The organism is Rhodospirillaceae bacterium, from assembly GCA_040219235.1.
Taxonomy (GTDB): Bacteria; Pseudomonadota; Alphaproteobacteria; order Rhodospirillales; family Rhodospirillaceae; genus WLXB01.
On the sequence record JAVJSV010000011.1, the window covers coordinates 155,499 to 170,508 of the forward strand.

Below are 15,010 nucleotides of genomic sequence, written 5' to 3' on the forward strand. Positions count from 1 at the left end.
CGCGTTGGGCATCGTCCCCGCCTTGTTTGTGCTAAACGCCAACGCTATACCGGCATCATTCGTATCAATGTTAGATCCCTTGAAGAGGTTGTAGATGTTCGCACCTGATCGCCCTAATGATCACCCCAATGGTCGCCCAAGTGACCGGCCGCGCCGCAGCGTTTTATATATGCCGGCGTCAAATCCGCGCGCGCTGGAGAAAGCGAAAACCTTGGCCGCCGATACGGTGATTTTCGATCTTGAAGACGCTGTTGCGCCCGATGCGAAAGAGTCCGCCCGAGAGTCTGCCATCGCCGCAGTAAACTCCGGGGCTTACGGTCAGCGGGAAGTGCTGATTCGCGTCAATGGATTAGATACCGCCTGGATTTCGGATGATTTGAAAGCGGTTGCAAAATCCAAGGCCGATGGTGTTGTCGTACCAAAAGTCTCGACTGTGGATGACATGGTTCAAATCGATAACATTATATCTGCCGCCGGTGCGCCCGCTGATTTCCCTGTTTGGGCGATGATGGAAACCCCGCGCGGCATTTTGTCCGCGGATGCCATCGCGCAATCGTCGCCTAGGCTTGCCGGGCTGTGCATTGGCACCGCTGATCTCTCGAAAGATCTGCAATGCGCCCATCCCGCAGATCGCGGTCCCATGTCGGTCTCGTTGCAGCTGGTCATTCTGGCAGCGCGCGCCAATGGTTTGATTGTTCTGGATGGGGTCCATGTTGATTTGCAGGATGACGCTGGCTTTGAAATGGCCTGCCGTCAGGGCCGGGACCTCGGGTTCGATGGCAAAACACTCATTCACCCCAAGCAAATTGCCGGGGCCAATGTCGCCTTCGCCCCCTCGGAAGACGAGATTGCCCATGCCCATCGCCTGATTGCCGCTCATGAAGCGGCTCAGTCTAAAGGCGCGGGCGTCACAACGCTGGATGGCCGCTTGGTCGAAGTGCTTCATGTGGCAGAAGCGCAGCGTTTACTAGCTAAGGCTGATATGATTAACGCTCTCGAATCATCACACTCTTAATTCTGGATATAGATGTTAACCTTAGGTGTCCTTGATCAAACCCCCGTTCGTTCCGGCGGTACTGCGTTAGAAGCCATCGATGAAACACTCGAACTGGCCCGCGCGACCGAGGTGTTTGGTTATCACCGCTACTGGCTGGCCGAGCACCATGGCACGCCGGGTCTTGCCGGTTGTGCGCCGGAGATTCTTATTACGCGTGTTGCTGCGGCTACGTCTAAAATACGTGTCGGTTCCGGCGGCGTAATGCTTAGCCACTACAGTCCGGTCAAAGTTGCAGAAACGTTCTCTCTTTTAGCCACCATGTATCCTGATAGGATCGACGTCGGTTTGGGCCGGGCCCCAGGCGGGGACCAACTGACCACCCTTGGTATGGCCTACGGATCGCAAATCGGGGTCGAGTATTACCCCACTAAAATTTTGGATTTACGTGCGTTCCTAACAGGCACAGAACCCGCGAACAAAGCCCTGGCACCGCTCAAAATCATGCCGAGGCCGGAGGTGCCACCGCAGATGTGGGTGTTAGGTTCATCCGATGAAAGCGCCCAAATCGCCGCCAAATTTGGATTGCCTTACTGCTTTGCTCATTTCATCCACCCCGAGGGCGCAGAGCAAATTCTGAAGTTGTATCGTGATACCTTCCAACCGTCTGAAACCCTGTCCGCGCCCAAAGCCAATATGTGTGTGGGCGTGGTCTGTGCCGAAACCCAAGAGCAGGCCGACTATCTGGCGCAAAGCCGCAAGCTGTGGCGTTTACAACTCAGCAAGGGCGCACTGGGGCCGTACCCAACGCCCGAAGAGGCGGAGTCCTATCCGTATACAGATCGCGAGCGCCGCGTGGCGGAGTCGGCCAGTAAAACCGGATTGGTCGGCCCACCCGATAAAGTGAAGCAAAGTCTCGAAGACTTGGCCGCTGCGTGTGGCGTAGACGAAATAATGATCGTCACGATCACCCATGATTTTAGTGCCCGTGTAAAATCCTATGAACTGGTTGCCGCTGCGTTCGCGCTTAACGAATGCGCCACCGCCTAAACTTCGGAAGAATCACATGCCTCACTTTAGTCCCAACTTCAGTCCCATGATCCGCGCCGCCTTGATGGTTTCAGATCTGGATGTCAGCCGCACCTTTTACTCAGATGTTCTCGGCTTCGATGATGTGTTTCTCGAAGGCGACATTACGGATGGTAACGTTTGGCAGGTCATGGCGGTGCCGCAATCGACAGCCACCCGCGTGGTTATTCTCAAACGCAAAGGCCAGCCGGAATACGGTATGGTCGGGCTGTTCGAATTGACCAATCCGCAACCCGACCCTGTGCAGCGCCCCAGCACGGGCATGAATCGCGGTGAAATCTGCATGGTGTTTTATTGCGATGATCTGGATGGTGTGACCGCCAAGCTTGAAGCGGGTGGCCACACAATTGTCGGCCCGGCCGCACCCCTGCGCGTTGGCGGATTTGTTAAACAGCGGGAAATGATTTTCCGTGATCCCGATGGCGCGCTGATCAATCTGATTGAATGGGATCCCTCGCGGGCCGATAAACCGGAAAAATGGTCAGGTGAACCTGAAGGACAAGATGGTGAACCTGAACAATAAAAAGCTGAACCTGAGTGAGTAGACCGACCTTCTATATCTGACCCTTCTTCATCTGCACCAGAGTGTCTTCATCCAGTTGATACGGTCGTAAAATCAGCAGTCCGGCCAGCATTAACACCACCGGCAATATGGCGAAGGCAACGAGAATTCCATTCAGGGCCGAGTCCGTTTGTTCAACGGGCACACCGCCGGTGGATTCCACAAAGCCCATAACCGACAGCACCACGCCGAACACCAAAGCGCCCAGGGCGTTGCCCGCTTTTTCAATGGCCATCCAAATGCCGGAAAACACGCCCTCACGGCGCATCCCGTTTTTCAGCTGATCAAACTCAATGGTGTCGGGCAGCATAGCAACGGCGGTCATCAGCATGCCGGTGTTCGTCAGGCCCACCAGTATTCCCCGCCCGATCACCAAAAGGTCTTGATCGGGCGCCGCGGGCAGCCAGGACAAAACCGTCAGGCAGTAAGCAAAGGTGGCGACGATGTAAGTTTTCTTTTTACCAATCCGTCCTGCCAGCCAGGTCCATGCTGGAATCGCAACAAAGGCGGCGAGGGTCATGTACAGCGCCAGATCAAAAAACAATCCCGCCGACCCGGCCACGATGTAGCTGAACATATACGGCAGTCCGGCATAAACACAGCTTGCTGCCACCCAATACAGTGTTACCGCCGAAGCCAGCGACACATAGGGCTTGTTTTCCCACGCCGTTTGTATTTGAACCCGCAGGGGAACGGACGGCGTGGTCACTGTTTCAGTCGCAATGTTGCGCGACGCAACAAAGGGCGAAAGCATGGTGATCACACAAATCACGCTCAGAACGCCGCCCATAAAGGTGTAGCCTGCCAGGCCGCCACCGCCCCACTCTACCAGGTATTGAATCAGGCCAATGCCGATCAAAATGCCGATGGATTGAAAGGCCATGCGGTAGGCCATGATGGTTGTGCGGCCCTTATAGTCGGGGGCCAGCTCTCCAGCCTTTGCCAGATAGGGCACGGAAAAAACCGAGAACGCTGTTGAGACCAGTGTGAACATTACGGTCATGTAAATAAAGCGCGCCGTTGTGGTGTCGAAGGCTGGCACGTCAAACAGAAAATAAAATCCCGCACCGCAGCCTAACGCCCCGGCCAGAATATAGGGGCGGCGGCGGCCCCAGCGGCTGTGGGTGTGATCAGAAATTCGCCCCATCAGCGGGTCTAAAACGATTACCCAAATCTTTGGGATGAATACGGCAAGACCGGCTAAGGCCGGGGGAATGCCTAGCGCGTCAGTCATGAAGAACAACAGAATCAGCGCTGGCGTATTGGCCAGGATCGAGCCGCCAATCTGGCCGGCCCCAAATCCCAGTTGAAACGGAATGGACAGGTGTTGCCGCGCGGGATTCAGAGTGTTTTTGTCAGAGGTGTTGTCAGTAGAAATATCCGTCACACGCGCTCCAGTTCAGATGTTAGGACGCGCCGTGACTCATGCGTCTAAGGCAGCGAGGGGGCTGGGGGTTCTTCTTCCGGCTGTGCCGCTAAAGATTCCGCTTCTTCGCGCAGGGTAAAGAAAACGCGATCAATAAACTCTGCTTTTTCTCCATCTAACGCCGCCCGTTTTTCAGCCGAGAATTTATGACCTTCTACGTCATCAGGCAGCACAACGCCCTTTTCAGCGGCCACGTCTTCCAACGCGGCTTGGCGTTCTTTGATCACCCACATCTCTTGGGCGAGGCCCATGCAGATGGACACCAGTTCGTCGACGCCTTGGGCCTCGAAAAACTTCATGCGCTTGCCTTTAACGCTATAGCGCAGCGGCGTCTTTTCCAAGTTTGCGGAATCGTCTGGCATTACTTGCGGGCTCCGAAGAAGTACCACTTCACGCCATCGCCAAAACGGCCAACTTGGCTGTCATTTGACGGGCCGTCTTGTTTCACAGCGTCCATCATCGCGTCTTTGCCATAAATGTTCAGGCTCGGTGCGACATGCTCGAAGAAACTGTCTTCTTGAAAGCCGGCTTCTGCAATTTCAGCCTTGGCGTCAGTGTCGCGGAACGCTTTATAAAACGGTTCTTTGTTGTAATAGGAATCCCAATCCAGATAGAACCCATCGTAAGGCGCCATGATGGAATTAGGCGGCAGTTCGTAGTGCAGCATCACGCCGCCAGGTTTGAGCAAGCGGTGAGCCTCCTTAAATACACCCTTGATGTTTTTTAGCGGCACTTCATGCAGGAACATGCAGGAGTACACCACATCGAAGGATTCATCTTCGAAGTTGGTGTGTTCCGCATCCATTTGATGGAAGTGCGCCGTCACACCGTACGACTGTGCCCGCGCATGGGCATAGCGCACACAGGGGCCGCCCACATCCAGGCCATGGACTTCCGCATCCGGATAGCGCGCTTTCCACGGCAGGGTCGAATGGCCCAGGGTGCAACCCATGTCCAAAATCTTCTTCGGCTGCTCATCGGGGTAGCGTTCTTGGAAGAAGGTCGAGACTGAGTCCGTAATGTCTTCCATGCGCTCGCCCAGCAGGCCAAAGGTGAACACCGACAAGCCGTTGTCGAACACCGCGCCCTGGGTAACATCGTAATCAATGCGCTCTTCGTGGTAGTTGCCCGGCATCAGGTGCACGTCCAGTTCAGACACATAGCGCGGCACTTGGAACTTAGGGTCGGTTTCAACCGTACCCTGCGCCTTTTCACCCGACTGGCTGAGCACTTGCGCGCGGCGCGACAAATCGCGGCCTTCGCGCTCAATGGCCGGCATCACAGATCGCCATACCATTTCTTGGGTGTTGCAGCGCATGGCGGAATAAAACTTGAAGATCGTGTCTGACTTGAACGCCTTATGAATCTCTGGGCCATCCGCCGGGGCGCGACCGTTTATTTTTTCAAACTCCGGCTCCACCTTACGGTCCCATACGGTTTTCATATGGCCGGATAAATCATTTAAAACGTAAGATCGCATGCCCTGCACAAAGTGCTGGCGCGACCGTTCGTCTTTGGTGTGGGAAACTTTTAGGTCGTGATCAACGTTCTCAGTCATGTCTTTCTCTTTCATGTCCTGCAGATAATCTTAATGAACCCCGACTATAGGGGAAAGGCGGTCCTGAATTCCATATAGGCGCGCCCGCCCTGGCCTCAATAGCCGGGTTTCCGGCAATAATGACCATCAGCCGAGCGGATCAAGGCCTCTCTTAAGAGCCTGTTTCAAGACTCGTCAGTACATAATCGCGGTCGGCCGGGATCCATTGAAACCGGACCAAAATAGCGTCCGGCCCGGTGATGTACATATCAACCACGTCTTCCACCCGAAAGTGATCAACATCGAAAGTTCCTGCCGGTGTGGTCATTTTTTCCGTGCCAATAAATTCTAAATCTTGGGTGTAGACCTTCCCCAGCATGGAACTCACAGCCTGGGCACCGGCATCCATGTCGTACACGGTCATCGGTTGCGGGCCGCCCTTGGCTTTGTCGTAATACCAGGTGTTCCAGGCGTTGGTGGATAGCGGATGCGGGATCATCGAGAAGTGATCTGGCACCGCGCGCGTTTGCTCAATCATCCCGTCGGGTGTTTTAACAATGGCCTGCAGCTCATTGCCGTTGATCGCGAATAAGCCGGTGCCGCGCCATTCGCCTTTCACCCAATACACCGAGGTCACCTCCAAGGGCCGGAAGTTTTCAGCGACGCGGTAGGTCACGTGGCGTTGATAACCAGCCTCATCCAATCGGTTGCGGGTCTGCATGGTGCGCGTACCGTCGGGGTGCACGGTTAAATGCCATTCTTCTGCGCCTGAAACTTCTCCGGTCGACAGCGCGCGATATTCAAATTCCCCCTTCGCCCAGCGCGTGATGTTGATGTTTTCGGCAAAAGCCGAGAACGGCATGATGGCAAAGGCCAGACCCCCAAAAATTGCGAAATGGCGTTTCATTCTTTCTTCTCCCCATTGGAACCACTGGCGAATTCGATCAGCACGTAGTCCCGGTCAAAGCGTTCGTTGATCATGCGCACCATCAGACGATCTTGTTTGGTGACCCACACCTGGCTGCCAGACAAATCGTAGTGAATGGTCTCAAAGGTGCCAGCGGGCACCGTAAGAGTCTCTTCGCCGATGCGTTTAAACGCCAGATCGCGCAGGGTGCCCAAGGGCGGCTTGGTGAGGTCGGCCGAGGCTTCCAGGCTATAGATTTTAGACGTTTGTTCCGCATCGTTCTCGCCGGAATCCGACGCCAGATGCCAGCCATCGGCAGAGACTGGATGCGCGCCGATGGAAAATGTGGCGGGGACCGTGAGGGATTGATTGTGCAAGCCAGCTGGGCCATTGGCACTGGCGCTTAAGGTGGCGTCCTCAACCCGTATCAGGGTCGAGCCCTTAAACCCATCCGCCACCCAGTAAGACAGAAACGCTTCTTGTGGCCGGAAGGCATCATTTACCCGCAAAATCACAGTGAACTGCGCGTCGCGGGCGCTCAGATCGTGCCACATATTCATGGTGCGTGAACCGTCCGCATACACATTCATATGAAAGCGCTCCCAGCCCCGGTCCCGCGGTTCAGTTAGCGTGGTGTAGGCATAGGTGCCGGAGGCCCAGCGCAGAATATTGATGTTGGGCCCCTCAGAGTCCCCGGTTTGGGCGGCGACGAAGGCCGACCACAGCAGCAGAGGAGCCATGAGGACGGTTCGATATGCGGTGTTGATCAGATGTCTCATTTTTTATTTTTCCTTCATTAGACGCCGTTGGGGCTCACCCCATCGTGGTCCATTTAGAGATCACAAACTCCCGGTCTGCGGCTTCGAATCTCAGGCGCACCGGCATGTGGTCTGGCCCGTGAACCCAAATGCGCGACGGTTCACCAAAGGCATAATGATCACAGGCAAAGGTGCCCGCCGGTGTGATTGTTTCTTTGGCCCCCAGGTGCTGGATGGTGCGGGTATGCACCCGGCCCAGAATGCCTTCCGCCGAAGTTGTGTCGACCCGCAGGTTATACAGTGTGGCTTGATGTTCCTTGCCGTCTTTGGGGCAGTACCAGAAATGCCAGCCTTCCGCCGCCGCCGCATGATTGACCATTGAAAATTCATCCGGCACCTCAACCTCATGGGTCACGCGGCCTGTTGGCAAATCGGCTTCGGCGCGCAGGCGGTTGCCCTCAATCTGAAACCAGGCCGAGCCCCGGCGTGTGCCGCCACGATAATACAGTAACTGACATTCCAAAGGCCGGAAGGCGGCATCCACCCGGTGCACAATGGTGCGAAACAGGTCGTAATCCCGGTTGATTAAGCGCACCGAGAGGGTGCGGCTGCCGTCCGGATGCACATACAACGACCAGTTTTCATGGCCATAGACTTCGCCGGTCGAGAGAATGCGCATGTCGTAGGTGGCCTCAATGGCGCGGACTACGTTGGCACTGCGCGCGTCTTCTTGCGGAACGGCCACCAAACCGGCAGTAGCACCCAAGCCCAGTAAAAGCCTGCGTCGCGACGGTCCAGCGCGCTTAAAGTCCGGTCTATTATGAGTCATAGCTAATCCCCACTCACGAAGGGTCTATGGTTGCGCGCGAATACCGTCAACGCAACCGATTCCATAGATTTGGGCTGAGCGCTTGAAACCGCTCGTTCCGTTGACTTGAAGCAGGGCCGGGAGTAGGTATATCGCACTGCACAGAAACTGATTTAGAGGCATTAACCCTTTGAGAATACAGGGGTTAGCGCACAACCGCATAAAGGGCTTTTGTCGAACATGCCGACACACAACAGACCCCTCTCGCCGCACCTGCAGGTCTACCGCCTGCCGCTCACGGCGCTCATGTCCATCACCCACAGAATCACAGGTATTGGATTGACCATCGGAACCTTGCTGTTGACCTGGTGGGTTACAGCGGCTGCTTATGGCGCTGAGGCTTTTGACCAGGTTCAAGGCTTCTTGGGGTCTTGGATTGGTTTGCTGCTGCTGTTCGGCTTCTCGTTCGCTTTGTTCTTTCATTTATTTAACGGTGTGCGCCATTTGTTTTGGGACTTTGGCCGCTACTTTGAACTCCATGAGACCCGCCGGGCAGATATTGCTGTTCTGGTTGCCGCTGCCGCACTGACGGCCGTGGTCTGGGTCATGGCTCTGGGAGGTTAAGCGCATGTCCTCGAAGTCTCACTCTTTGCGTTCTGCCCTTGGCAAAGCACGCGGCCTTGGCTCTGCCAAAGACGGCACTCATCACTGGTGGTTACAGCGCGTCACGGCGATTGCTTTAATCCCGCTCACCATCTGGTTTGTGGCGTCCCTGATTGCGCTGGCCGGGCATGATTACGCCGCATTCTTGAATTGGTTCGGCCAACCGATTAACGCAACCGTGATGATCCTGTTTTTAGCGGTGGCCTTTCACCATGCCCAACTGGGGATGCAGGTGGTAATTGAGGATTACGTCAGTTCGCACGGCTGGCGCACCGCTACCAACCTCTTGGTCAAGTTCGCCTGTTACGCACTGGCTGCCCTGTCCATTATTTCCATTCTTACAATTGCGCTCGGGGCTTAACGGTATGGCTGCCTACGATATTATTGATCACGACTATGACGTTATTGTTGTTGGCGCTGGCGGTGCTGGCTTGCGGGCGACGTTTGGCATGGTCGAAAAAGGCTTTAAAACGGCCTGTATTACCAAAGTGTTCCCCACCCGCAGCCACACGGTTGCCGCCCAAGGCGGTGTCGGCGCGGCCCTCGGCAACATGGCCGAGGACAAATGGGAATGGCATATGTACGACACGGTCAAAGGGTCCGATTGGCTCGGCGACCAAGACGCCATTGAATACATGTGCCGCGAGGCCATTCCGGCTGTCCGTGAGCTGGAACATTACGGCGTGCCGTTCTCACGCACCCCCGAGGGCAAGATTTATCAGCGCCCCTTCGGCGGTCATATGCGTAACTTTGGTGAAGCCCCTGTGCAGCGCGCCTGCGCGGCGGCCGATCGCACCGGCCACGCCATTTTGCACACGCTGTATCAACAAAGCCTCAAGCATAACGCCGAGTTTTTTGTTGAGTTCTTTGCCATTGATTTGATCATTAGCGAAGGCCGCTGCGTTGGCGTCATGGCGATTGATATGGCCACCGGCGAAATTCACCGCTTCCGCGGCAACCAGGTTGTTCTAGCCACCGGCGGCTATGGCCGTTCTTACTTCTCCTGCACCTCGGCCCACACCTGCACTGGCGATGGCAATGCCATGGTCGCGCGCGCGGGTCTGCCCTTGCAGGACATGGAGTTCGTGCAGTTCCATCCCACCGGGGTTTACGGCGCGGGTGTGCTTATCACCGAAGGCGCACGCGGCGAAGGCGGATACCTGACCAACTCCGAAGGCGATCGTTTCATGGAGCGCTATGCGCCGACCGCCAAGGATTTGGCGTCGCGCGATGTTGTCTCCCGCGCCATGACCATGGAAATCCGCGAACAGCGCGGTACGGGGCCGAAAAACGATCATATCCTCCTGCACCTCGAGCATCTGGGCTCTGATGTGTTGTGGGAACGTCTGCCGGGCATTACGGAAACCGCTAAGATTTTCGCGGGCATTGATGCCACCAAAGACCCCATCCCCGTGCTGCCAACCGTGCACTACAACATGGGCGGCATCCCAACCAACTACCTCGGCGAAGTGCTGAAGCCGAATGCAGATAATCCGGATGCGGTGTTCCCGGGCCTGATGGCCGTCGGTGAATGTGCCAGTGTTTCGGTCCATGGGGCTAATCGTCTCGGCACCAACTCGCTGTTAGATATCGTCGTGTTTGGCCGCGCTGCGGCCTTGCGCTGTGCCGATACCATGACGCCAGGGGCGACACTGCCAGATCTTCCCAAAGACTCAGCGGATTACGCACTCGGTCGCTTGGAGAAGGCCCGCAACGCAAACGGAGATTCGCCAACCTCTGAGATTCGCGGCAATATGCAAAACGCCATGCAGAACGACGCGGCGGTGTTCCGCACCTCAAAGACCCTCAAAGAAGGTTGCGATAAATTGGCCGGGATCGCGGCGTCGATTTCTGATCTCAAGGTTTCGGACCGCAGTCTCATTTTCAACACCGATCTGATTGAAGCGTTGGAGCTGGACAACCTCATGGCGTGTGCCTTGTCGACCATCGTCGGCGCTGAAGCGCGTCATGAAAGCCGTGGTGCCCACGCCCATGAAGATTATCCAGATCGTGATGATGAAAACTGGATGAAGCACACCCTGGCCTATCTCAATGAAGATTGGTCGATCAAGCTGGATTATCGGCCCGTGCATACTTACACCCTGTCGGATGATGTGGCGTACATCGAGCCAAAAGCCCGTGTGTACTAGGGCTCGGGTGTATTAGGAGTATTATTGATGGTTGAACTTTCTCTTCCCAAAAACTCAAAGCCCAAAAAGGGCAAAGCCCACCCCAGACCGGATGGTGCGAAAAACACACGCACGTTCTCAGTATACCGCTACGATCCAGACACGGGCGACAATCCGCAAATCGACACGTATGAAGTCGATATGGATACCTGCGGGCCGATGGTGCTCGACGCCCTTCTCAAAATCAAAGATGAGATGGATTCAACACTGACCCTGCGCCGCTCGTGTCGCGAAGGCATTTGCGGATCGTGCGCCATGAACATTGATGGCCGCAACACGCTGGCCTGCTTAAAACCCATCGACGAGTGCAAGTCAGACGTCAAAATCTATCCTCTGCCGCATTTGCCAGTGGTCAAAGACTTGGTGCCTGATGTCACGCATATTTATGCCCAGCTCACCTCTATCGAGCCCTGGATGAAAGCCGACACGCCACCACCACCCAATGGCGAGCGCAAACAGTCTCCGCAAGACCGGGCCAAGTTGGACGGCTTGTGGGAATGCATTTTATGTTTCTGCTGTACCACCAGCTGCCCCAGTTACTGGTGGAATGGGGATCGCTACCTCGGCCCCGCCGTGCTGCTGCAAGCGGCCCGCTGGATCAACGACAGCCGTGACGAAGCCACGGGCGAGCGTCTGGACGAACTGGAAGACCCGTTCCGTTTGTATCGCTGTCACACCATTATGAACTGCACCAACGCCTGCCCCAAGGGCTTGAATCCGGCTAAGGCGATTGCAGACATCAAATCGAAAATGGTTGAACGGCTCGGATAAGGCCCTCAGCCCTCAAAAACATCAAAGGCCGCTGGACTGTTCCGGCGGCCTTTTTTTGAGTTGCCGCTCAAAAAATCATGCGGAGCCTGTCCCCTTGCGATCGTAAAACCCCTGCCACAGTCCAGACAGGAACGCGCTGGCGTTGTGGCCCAAAACGGCTGTGTCATAACCGCCCTCTTGAACCACCAGGGTTGAGACTTTCAAGTTGCCCACGGCTGCCCCATTGGCGCGGAAATCGTCGGTCAGCAAATTCCAGGCCCCTGACGGGTCATTCTGCGCCGTGTCGAGGCCCAGGGCGATCACCAGAAATTCTGGTTTGTACTCTTGAATGCGTTTCAGCGCCTTTTTCAAAGTCCGCATGTAGGCGCGGCCAGCAATGTCGCGGCCCATAGGCAAGTTCAGGTTATACCCTTCTCCGTCCTTTTCGCCGATGTCTTCTTTGTAGCCGCTGAAGTAAGGGTACTCGTAGGCAGGGTCAGCATGAATGGACACCGTTAAAACGTCAGAGCGTTCATAAAAAATCTGCTCTTGCCCGTTGCCGTGATGATAGTCCAAATCCAATATGGCCACCCGTCCATGGCGTGTCAGGTAATGTGCGGCGATGGCCGAGGAGTTGAAGTAGCAATAACCGCCAAAGGAATCTCTTCCTGCGTGATGCCCCGGCGGGCGGACCAGGGAATAGGCAAGGTTTTCACCTTCCTCAATAGACTGTGCTGCGGTTAAGGTTGCATCAACAGCTTTGCGCGCCGCCAGAAAAGAATTCCGGTTAATGGGGCTGTAGATATCAATGCAGTAATAGCCCGCATGTGCCGCAATCGGTTTGGGGCGGCCCACATCCTTGCGAATAGGAAACACATCTGGGAATACCGCTTGGTCTGCAGGGATCGACAGGGCGACTTTCTTGAAATACGAAAAAAAGCGTTTGTCATGAACGGCTAAAATATGTTTGTCCGGATACGCCCGTTGCGTCAGTCTCTTAAATAGTTTTGTTTTGGTAATCTCTTCTCGAATAACATTCACCCGCACCGGCACCTCAACGTATCCAGTGTCCTTGATGTGATGCATGACATGGGCGTCGCTGAAGGATAACGCGATTTTTTCGTCCTCTGGGACGACCGCGTGATTTAGCGGTTTCTTGCTTTTGGAATATTTTAAAGGCCGCAGCCGAACTGGATTGTCTTGAAATGAGCCGACAATTTTTTTGATCTGCCGGTCGTTGAGTTTGCCTTTGTATTTGCGTTTCAAGATCGTTTTCACGGCGGCTTGCGCAAAATCTTGGCCAAGCTCCTGATTTCGCCCCAAATCGTCTGCCAATAAAAAGTATGCGTTACCATCATTGGCGACGCGCGGTTCTTCGTAGGCGGTCCCCAAGACCGGAGAGGCCCCCAATCGTTCATAGAATCTCAACCGGGCACTGTTCTCCGCGTTGAATTCGGGGGTGCCGTGATATTCTGGCAAATCGCTCAAACATTCGAGAAACAGCCAACCGCAGCCTAGTGCCAGGCACTCTTCCTGGACACGTTGATATAACGCAGCGCCGATGCCGCCGCCTTTGGTGGTGTCTTTCAGGGCGATCAGATCGAGAAATCCAAACCCCAGCGCCGGGTCTAATGAAAGCTGCGCGAAGCCCCGGACTTGCCCTCTACGGTCATCACAAACAAACAACAGCGAGCGAAAATCGAACTTCATTGGATTATGAAGTTTCTCTGGCAACTCCGAGATTTTTGCCTCGGTCAGGTCGTCAAATTGAGACCGGATGATGGCCTGAACTTCTTCCACCGCACGCCGGTTGGCTGGTGCGGCCGTATCAAAAATGCGTCGAATACGAATCAACTTAAAATTTCCTCGTCGTGTAAGCCGAGAGCGATACGCCCAAGGCCGCATGGCTGCGCCATATACACCCGATGCGCTCTATACGAAAGATACGCATCTCCTGTGAGTAAAATAGATATTCTTCAAAAATTATGCATGGCGTTTATTCGGTGACATGCACGCCGTTGAGGGTGGCCATTTCGCTGGCGTCGGGCGGTTCCCACATCTCCTCGACAAAGTTAAACATTTCCCGGTCAACGGCCAGTTGGAAGGTGCTGCCTTTCTTCTTATTGCGATGCTGCACCCGCGCCCAGCGTTGGTCTTGGGGCAAGTCCAGAAAATGCAGTTGCACTTCCAACTCGGCCTCTTTGGCCAGCTCCACAAATTTTGTGCGATGGTCTTTGGTGGTAAATCCAAGGTCTAAAACAGACGGTACTTTGTATGGGGTGAGTTGCACCGCTGTCGCCCAGATTTGGGTTTCGCAGCGGTTGACGCGTTCCATAGTCCATTCAAATTCCAGGGGGTCGGGGCTGTCGTCCCAGAACAAGGTCACCATCCATTCGTCAATGGACAGGTGCACACCGTCGATGGCCTGGCAGAGGTCTAACGCATAGGTCGACTTGCCTGCGCCGGTTGAGCCGCACACCATATGAATCAATTGATCTGGGGTGTGGCGGTCCACCGGATTATTCCACTCGCTCCGGCTCGAATCCCATAATGATGAAGTCCCCTGCGTTGGCGCGCAGGGGGCGGATTTCAGAGGTGTAGGGCTCGCCCGCATAAAAGGCTTCCCAGGCTTCCCGGCATGGGTAGACCGAGACCATGGTGTTGTAGTCTGCGGGCCAATCTCCCTCTAATACTTCCTTGGGTTGCCCGCTGAACAGCATCCGAATACCAGCCCGTCGTGCCAAGCCTGTTTCCATAATGGCTTTGCCGTACTGACCATAAGCCTCCGGGTCGGTGACCTTGGACATAATCACAACGAGAAAAGGATTTGTGCAATTGGCGGGCACGAGGTCCTGAATTTCAGCCTGCGGAAAAGCACGGGCCGCCTCAAACATACCAACTTCATAAGCCCCAGCATCTTTGCGCAGCGGCTTGACCTCGTTTTGGTAGGCGTTTGAATTCCAGAACGCGACCCCGGTTTCTCGGCAGGGCCATTTTGAAATCACCCCGGCTTTCCAGTCGGGCCAGTTGCCCTCGTACACAACGTCGGGTGTCTTGCGGACCACATAGAAGGCGTCATAGCTTTCAATCAAATCCCACACCGCAGGTCCATATTTTCTGGCCTGCGTCATGTCCGGCACGGTGGCGGGATCTTCAATGCCGCCCATGACCATCATGTAGCCACCTGGCGTGCAGCTTACGGTGCTGTTTTGGTCGTCCATTTGAGCAGACACGGACTGACCCGTCAGACTGAGCGATGCCAACAGCACCCCACCAAAAAATAGGTGTTTGAGAGGCGCGCTTAAACTCATCATTATCCTCTTAACT

At 55.2% G+C, this 15,010-nt stretch carries 16 protein-coding genes; 7 read left to right on the forward strand and 9 right to left on the reverse strand.

Annotated elements, in window-relative coordinates; translation table 11 throughout:
- The first annotated feature begins 94 nt into the window (after positions 1 to 94).
- Genes RIC29_04755 through RIC29_04765 form a run of 3 tightly spaced genes read left to right on the forward strand, consistent with a single transcriptional unit; the run spans position 95 to position 2,606 of the window.
- The gene (locus RIC29_04755; GenBank protein ID MEQ8734211.1) at positions 95 to 1,015 is read left to right on the forward strand and encodes a CoA ester lyase; all 921 of its coding nucleotides are present in this window, start codon (positions 95 to 97) and stop codon (positions 1,013 to 1,015) included.
- A 12-nt stretch (positions 1,016 to 1,027) separates the two neighbouring features.
- On the forward strand, positions 1,028 to 2,044 hold the full coding sequence (locus RIC29_04760; GenBank protein ID MEQ8734212.1) for an LLM class flavin-dependent oxidoreductase: 1,017 nt from the start codon (positions 1,028 to 1,030) through the stop codon (positions 2,042 to 2,044).
- 16 nt (positions 2,045 to 2,060) lie between these two features.
- Positions 2,061 to 2,606, forward strand: a complete 546-nt coding sequence (locus tag RIC29_04765) for a VOC family protein (GenBank protein ID MEQ8734213.1) — start codon at positions 2,061 to 2,063, stop codon at positions 2,604 to 2,606.
- 31 nt (positions 2,607 to 2,637) lie between these two features.
- Here RIC29_04765 and RIC29_04770 read toward each other — a convergent pair whose 3' ends face one another.
- The 6 genes from RIC29_04770 to RIC29_04795 all read right to left on the reverse strand — a co-directional run bounded on the left by RIC29_04770 (position 2,638) and on the right by RIC29_04795 (position 8,102).
- Positions 2,638 to 4,032 (reverse strand): MFS transporter, encoded by a 1,395-nt coding sequence (locus RIC29_04770; GenBank protein MEQ8734214.1) that lies wholly within the window; start codon positions 4,030 to 4,032, stop codon positions 2,638 to 2,640.
- A 44-nt stretch (positions 4,033 to 4,076) separates the two neighbouring features.
- Entirely contained in the window at positions 4,077 to 4,433 is a 357-nt protein-coding gene (locus tag RIC29_04775; protein MEQ8734215.1) for a hypothetical protein, read from the reverse strand.
- Positions 4,433 to 5,629, reverse strand: coding sequence for a class I SAM-dependent methyltransferase (locus RIC29_04780; GenBank protein ID MEQ8734216.1), 1,197 nt, complete (start codon positions 5,627 to 5,629; stop codon positions 4,433 to 4,435). The genes RIC29_04775 and RIC29_04780 overlap by 1 nt, the downstream gene beginning before the upstream one ends.
- Positions 5,630 to 5,780: 151 nt before the next feature.
- Positions 5,781 to 6,515, reverse strand: a complete 735-nt coding sequence (locus tag RIC29_04785; protein MEQ8734217.1) for a hypothetical protein — start codon at positions 6,513 to 6,515, stop codon at positions 5,781 to 5,783.
- Positions 6,512 to 7,294: a hypothetical protein gene (locus RIC29_04790; GenBank protein ID MEQ8734218.1), complete on the reverse strand. Its 783-nt coding sequence runs from the start codon at positions 7,292 to 7,294 to the stop codon at positions 6,512 to 6,514. Before RIC29_04790 ends, RIC29_04785 begins: the two co-directional genes overlap by 4 nt.
- A 34-nt stretch (positions 7,295 to 7,328) precedes the next feature.
- Entirely contained in the window at positions 7,329 to 8,102 is a 774-nt protein-coding gene (locus RIC29_04795) for a hypothetical protein (GenBank protein MEQ8734219.1), read from the reverse strand.
- 219 nt (positions 8,103 to 8,321) lie between these two features.
- On the opposite strand from RIC29_04795, the gene sdhC reads away from it, so the two are divergent.
- The 4 genes from sdhC to RIC29_04815 are packed head-to-tail and all read left to right on the forward strand — an operon-like array spanning position 8,322 to position 11,704.
- Complete coding sequence (gene sdhC / locus RIC29_04800; protein MEQ8734220.1) at positions 8,322 to 8,705, forward strand: succinate dehydrogenase, cytochrome b556 subunit; 384 nt, start codon at positions 8,322 to 8,324, stop codon at positions 8,703 to 8,705.
- A gap of 4 nt (positions 8,706 to 8,709) precedes the next feature.
- On the forward strand, positions 8,710 to 9,105 hold the full coding sequence (sdhD, locus tag RIC29_04805; GenBank protein MEQ8734221.1) for a succinate dehydrogenase, hydrophobic membrane anchor protein: 396 nt from the start codon (positions 8,710 to 8,712) through the stop codon (positions 9,103 to 9,105).
- Between the two features lie 4 nt (positions 9,106 to 9,109).
- Positions 9,110 to 10,894, forward strand: coding sequence for a succinate dehydrogenase flavoprotein subunit (gene sdhA, locus RIC29_04810; protein MEQ8734222.1), 1,785 nt, complete (start codon positions 9,110 to 9,112; stop codon positions 10,892 to 10,894).
- A gap of 27 nt (positions 10,895 to 10,921) precedes the next feature.
- Positions 10,922 to 11,704, forward strand: a complete 783-nt coding sequence (locus tag RIC29_04815; protein MEQ8734223.1) for a succinate dehydrogenase iron-sulfur subunit — start codon at positions 10,922 to 10,924, stop codon at positions 11,702 to 11,704.
- A gap of 75 nt (positions 11,705 to 11,779) precedes the next feature.
- Here RIC29_04815 and RIC29_04820 read toward each other — a convergent pair whose 3' ends face one another.
- The 3 genes from RIC29_04820 to RIC29_04830 all read right to left on the reverse strand — a co-directional run bounded on the left by RIC29_04820 (position 11,780) and on the right by RIC29_04830 (position 14,997).
- The gene (locus RIC29_04820; protein MEQ8734224.1) at positions 11,780 to 13,537 is read right to left on the reverse strand and encodes a histone deacetylase family protein; all 1,758 of its coding nucleotides are present in this window, start codon (positions 13,535 to 13,537) and stop codon (positions 11,780 to 11,782) included.
- A gap of 142 nt (positions 13,538 to 13,679) precedes the next feature.
- Positions 13,680 to 14,198, reverse strand: a complete 519-nt coding sequence (locus RIC29_04825) for an ATP-binding protein (protein ID MEQ8734225.1) — start codon at positions 14,196 to 14,198, stop codon at positions 13,680 to 13,682.
- Between the two features lie 4 nt (positions 14,199 to 14,202).
- Positions 14,203 to 14,997 carry a DUF1330 domain-containing protein gene (locus RIC29_04830; protein ID MEQ8734226.1) on the reverse strand — a complete coding sequence of 265 codons (795 nt, stop codon included), beginning with the start codon at positions 14,995 to 14,997 and terminating at the stop codon, positions 14,203 to 14,205.
- Positions 14,998 to 15,010 lie beyond the last annotated feature (13 nt).

Coding starts and splice junctions, on each gene's coding strand:
- RIC29_04755 (MEQ8734211.1), top strand. CDS start 95: ATGTTCGCACCTGATCGCCCTAATGATCACCCCAATGGTCGCCCAAGT.
- RIC29_04760 (MEQ8734212.1), top strand. CDS start 1,028: ATGTTAACCTTAGGTGTCCTTGATCAAACCCCCGTTCGTTCCGGCGGT.
- RIC29_04765 (MEQ8734213.1), top strand. CDS start 2,061: ATGCCTCACTTTAGTCCCAACTTCAGTCCCATGATCCGCGCCGCCTTG.
- RIC29_04775 (MEQ8734215.1), bottom strand. CDS start 4,433: ATGCCAGACGATTCCGCAAACTTGGAAAAGACGCCGCTGCGCTATAGC.
- RIC29_04780 (MEQ8734216.1), bottom strand. CDS start 5,629: ATGACTGAGAACGTTGATCACGACCTAAAAGTTTCCCACACCAAAGAC.
- RIC29_04785 (MEQ8734217.1), bottom strand. CDS start 6,515: ATGAAACGCCATTTCGCAATTTTTGGGGGTCTGGCCTTTGCCATCATG.
- RIC29_04790 (MEQ8734218.1), bottom strand. CDS start 7,294: ATGAGACATCTGATCAACACCGCATATCGAACCGTCCTCATGGCTCCT.
- RIC29_04795 (MEQ8734219.1), bottom strand. CDS start 8,102: ATGACTCATAATAGACCGGACTTTAAGCGCGCTGGACCGTCGCGACGC.
- sdhC (MEQ8734220.1), top strand. CDS start 8,322: ATGCCGACACACAACAGACCCCTCTCGCCGCACCTGCAGGTCTACCGC.
- sdhD (MEQ8734221.1), top strand. CDS start 8,710: ATGTCCTCGAAGTCTCACTCTTTGCGTTCTGCCCTTGGCAAAGCACGC.
- sdhA (MEQ8734222.1), top strand. CDS start 9,110: ATGGCTGCCTACGATATTATTGATCACGACTATGACGTTATTGTTGTT.
- RIC29_04815 (MEQ8734223.1), top strand. CDS start 10,922: ATGGTTGAACTTTCTCTTCCCAAAAACTCAAAGCCCAAAAAGGGCAAA.
- RIC29_04830 (MEQ8734226.1), bottom strand. CDS start 14,997: ATGATGAGTTTAAGCGCGCCTCTCAAACACCTATTTTTTGGTGGGGTG.